This is a genomic window from Moorena sp. SIO3I6, from assembly GCF_010672095.1.
Genome location: NZ_JAAHHU010001007.1, coordinates 1 through 1,801, shown reverse-complemented (window position 1 = coordinate 1,801; position 1,801 = coordinate 1). Strand labels below are relative to the sequence as shown.

The following is a 1,801-nucleotide window of genomic DNA, read 5'->3' as shown; positions in this document are numbered from 1 at the left end:
GACTAACCAAACCAAAAGCGGCAATGCGAATCAATCCTTGGTCAAGTTTGTCTAAGCTAGACTGCAAAACCTCTAATTCAGTTTGCAGCAAGGCTTGCATTTCCACATCAGCAGGATTCCCCTGGGAACGATGAAAATTGCTGTACCAGGACAAGGTTTGCTGTAAACTGGCACGAGTGCGGTTGAAGAGACTTTTCTGCTGGTTGTTGGTGCCATAGGATGTCTGATTACCAGCAGCTGGTTTAGATTGGGAAGATCGAGGATAACTCAAGGTTAAATAGGGCAAGACGAGTTACAGTTACTATTTTTACCTAACCGTTGATGAGAAAATACCTATTATCCGATACCAATTACCTGATACCAAGTTGCAGTCAAAGAATAAACAAAAAGGAATTGGGAAGAGCGGAAATTTCCCCCAAGTCCTCCTGACCCCATAGGTAAATTAAACATCAGAAACGCAACTTGCTATAAGCCTGTAGACTAATGTGGGATTGGCGCAGGCTGATTGATGGAGGTAAATATGAGTGATCTGAATAAATCTAAACAACAGCTGATTCAGGAAGTGAAAGCACTGCGCCGACAAGTTGATCAACTTAAAGCTACACGAATCGTCTTCAGTGCTCAACATCAGCTATTTAAAACCTATGCCACCATGATGCAAACCGCCTCTGGCTCCCTGATGCTGAGAGCTTTGTTACAAGATATACTCCACGTTGCTGGTCGGCTCACTAAGGCAGAGGATAGTAGCCTGTTTTTACTCAATGCTGATGGTGTTGTCACTGAGAGTATTCTAGCTCGCGGTGCAACCCTACCACGATATAAAAAGCAGATCATTGGTCAGGTTCTAGACCAAGGTTTAGCTGGTTGGGTTAGCCGCCATCGCCAAGTTGGGGTGATCACGGACACTATGGATGATCAGCGCTGGCTTACCTTACCTGATCAGCCCTATCAAGTACGCTCAGTATTAGCTGTACCTATTCTCAGGGGCAAGAGGTTATTAGGCATTATCACCCTAATGCATTCCCAGCCGGGACACTTTGGTGCTAAATCTGCCCGTTTAATGGAAATGACTGCTGAGTCCATGGCTTTGATCGTAGAGAATGCTCAACTCCACAGTCAACAACAACAGCTAGGACAACAGTCTCCTCAGAACTATCAAGTTTTATCCCCACCCAATCAGCTCACTGATAGTTCAGATAATTTTTCTTCCCTGGGAATTTACATAATTTATAGTAAAGGGAATTTTCTCTATGTTAATCCCAAAATGGCAGAAATTTTTGGCTATTCCTTTGGTGAACTGATTTCTCGGCAATCTTTACTACAAGTGGTGGCAGAAGACAAGCGTAAATTTGTGGATGAGCGAATAACTCATTGTCTTCAGGGTCAGGGTAAAAATCTCTACTTTACCTTTCCTGGTCAGTGTAAAGATGGCAGCAAGATTGACGTATAAATTTATGGATCCCGAACTAAATTATACGGTAAGTTAGTTATCATTGGAGCTTTGCGAATACTTAATAATTTAAGGGGTTAGGCTCTATTTTATCAGCTATAGTGTGTTGGATAGACTGATACTATTGCCGTGATTTATAATCACCGCCAGGTTTTAAAAATTAGGTTCTTCAGTACCTGCTATGCGCTCATTTCAAGTTAAAAAACTCATAAAGCTTACTATACAAGGGTTTTGATGCTATTTAATTAACAAAATTTTCTAAATACTGTCTCTTTCCACTGCTCCCTGCTCCCTGCTCCCTGCTCCCTTTGCCAAAGTGTTAATTTAGCATAACAAGTACGGAAGAGCCAA

Annotated in this window: 1 protein-coding gene and 1 pseudogene; one reads left to right on the top strand and one right to left on the bottom strand. The window is 42.1% G+C overall.

Annotated elements, in window-relative coordinates; translation table 11 throughout:
* A pseudogene (locus F6K49_RS45480) lies at window positions 1-271 on the bottom strand (GTPase); the annotation flags it as partial.
* A 249-nt stretch (window positions 272-520) separates the two neighbouring features.
* On the opposite strand from F6K49_RS45480, the gene F6K49_RS45475 reads away from it, so the two are divergent.
* Window positions 521-1,450 (top strand): GAF domain-containing protein, encoded by a 930-nt coding sequence (locus tag F6K49_RS45475; RefSeq protein WP_293108769.1) that lies wholly within the window; start codon window positions 521-523, stop codon window positions 1,448-1,450.
* The last annotated feature ends 351 nt before the right edge of the window (window positions 1,451-1,801 follow it).

Bases quoted from the DNA above. Each gene is read 5' to 3' on its own strand.
- F6K49_RS45475 (WP_293108769.1), top strand. From the start codon at position 521: ATGAGTGATCTGAATAAATCTAAACAACAGCTGATTCAGGAAGTGAAA.